The 2,263-nt window shown below is 47.2% G+C and carries 2 protein-coding genes; both read left to right on the forward strand.

Annotated features, from left to right (window positions below):
- The coding region (locus F8N00_RS17635; RefSeq protein WP_421018704.1) for an FGGY-family carbohydrate kinase at positions 1-878 on the forward strand (878 nt) is incomplete at its 5' end.
- 134 nt (positions 879-1,012) lie between these two features.
- Positions 1,013-2,263, forward strand: a 1,251-nt coding sequence (locus tag F8N00_RS17640; protein ID WP_421018705.1) for a glycerol-3-phosphate dehydrogenase/oxidase, incomplete at its 3' end; no start/stop codon positions are given.

The following is a 2,263-nucleotide window of genomic DNA, read 5'->3' on the forward strand; positions in this document are numbered from 1 at the left end:
TCTTAGATGTCCCGAAAGCGATGCTTCCAGAAGTACGACCATCTTCTGAAGTGTACGCAGAGACAGCAGGGTATCACTTCTTCGGAGAATCAGTTCCGATTGCTGGAGCAGCGGGCGATCAGCAAGCCGCATTGTTTGGTCAAGCGTGTTTTGATACAGGAATGGCGAAGAACACATACGGTACAGGCTGCTTCATGTTGATGAACACAGGGGAAGAGGCTGTTAAATCAGATCACGGATTGCTGACGACGATCGCGTGGGGCGTCGATGGAAAAGTGGAGTATGCTTTAGAAGGAAGTATCTTCGTCGCAGGATCTGCGATTCAATGGTTACGTGACGGATTACGTCTCATTGATGATGCTAAAGAATCAGAAGGATACGCAACACGCGTCACGTCTTCAGACGGTGTCTACGTCGTACCAGCATTCGTTGGTCTTGGTACACCTTACTGGGATTCAGACGTTCGTGGTGCCGTCTTCGGTTTGACACGTGGTACGGAAAAAGAACACTTCATCCGCGCGACACTTGAATCACTCGCTTATCAGACACGCGACGTCCTATCTGCGATGGAGCAAGATTCAGGCATCGAGATGAAAACGCTCCGTGTTGATGGTGGAGCAGTTAAAAACGACTTCTTGATGCAGTTCCAAGGTGATATCATCCAAGCACCAGTTGAGCGTCCGGAAATCAATGAAACGACGGCATTAGGTGTAGCGTACCTCGCAGGTCTTGCTGTTGGATTCTTTGAGAACCGTGAACAAATTGCGACGCAATGGAAAAAAGAACGTCGCTTCGAGCCGAGCATGGCAAAAGAAGAGACGGATGCGCTCTACGGTGGATGGCAAAAAGCTGTTCAAGCTACGATGTTGTTCAAATGATGTGACGTATGTTATAGTAAGGTCAAGTTAATAAATCGGTCGGAGAATATGGAGAGACCACAGCAGCAGTTGACATAGTCAGCGTGTTTGTTGTGGTCTCTTTTTTTTTCGAACCTAAACAGGAGGAACTATTCATGGCTAACCAACCATTCTCAAGCAAAAACCGTGCAGATGTCTATAATCGATTAACACGTGAAGAACTCGATCTACTCGTCGTAGGTGGCGGTATCACAGGTGCGGGGATTGCCCTCGATGCAGCGTCACGCGGTATGAAGATTGGCCTCGTCGAAATGCAGGATTTCGCGTCCGGTACGTCTAGTCGTTCAACGAAATTAGTCCATGGTGGTCTACGTTATTTAAAACAATTCGAAGTTCAAATGGTCGCGGAAGTCGGTAAAGAACGTGCGATCGTTTACGAAAACGGACCACACGTCACGACACCAGAGTGGATGTTGCTTCCGATGCACAAAGGCGGTACGTTCGGACCGTTCAGTACGTCAATCGGTCTTCGTGTTTATGACTTCTTAGCAGGTGTTAAACGTTCGGAATGGCGTACGATGTTATCTGCGAAAGAAACATTAGCGAAAGAACCACTCGTCAAACAACAAGGTCTCAAAGGTGGCGGTTATTACGTTGAGTACCGTACAGATGACGCCCGTCTAACAATCGAAGTTATGAAAGAAGCGGTTGAACACGGTGCACGCGTCGTCAACTATACAAAAGCGGAAGAAATCATCTACGATGCTGGAAAAGTCGTCGGCATGCGTGTGACAGACCTCTTGACAGGTGACGTACATGAAATCCGTGCGAAAAAAGTCGTCAACGCGACAGGTCCATGGGTTGATGAATTACGTGAAAAAGATGGCTCTAAAGTCGGGAAACAACTTCGTTTGACAAAAGGTGTCCACGTCGTCATCGATCAATCGAAATTCCCACTTAAACAAGCGGTCTATTTCGATACACCAGACGGTCGGATGATCTTCGCGATTCCACGTGATGGAAAAGCATACGTTGGTACGACAGATACGTTCTTCGATAAAGATACTGCACATCCGAAGTTCACAGTCGAAGACCAAGACTACGTCTTAGACGCGATTCACTATATGTTCCCAGAGGTTAAAGTGACAGCAGAAGACGTTGAATCAAGCTGGGCTGGTGTACGTCCATTGATTTATGAAGAAGGAAAAGACCCTTCTGAAATCTCTCGTAAAGATGAAGTATGGCAGTCTGAGTCAGGTCTCATCACGATTGCGGGTGGGAAATTGACTGGATACCGTAAAATGGGTGAGCACGTCGTTGATCTCGTCGCTAAACTTTTGAAAAAAGAAGAGAACGTCGCGTATGCACGTTGTTCGACGAAAAACATGCCAATGTCTGGTGGACAC

It is taken from the genome of Exiguobacterium sp. A1_3_1 (assembly GCF_048985645.1).
Classification (GTDB): Bacteria; Bacillota; Bacilli; order Exiguobacteriales; family Exiguobacteriaceae; genus Exiguobacterium_A; species Exiguobacterium_A indicum.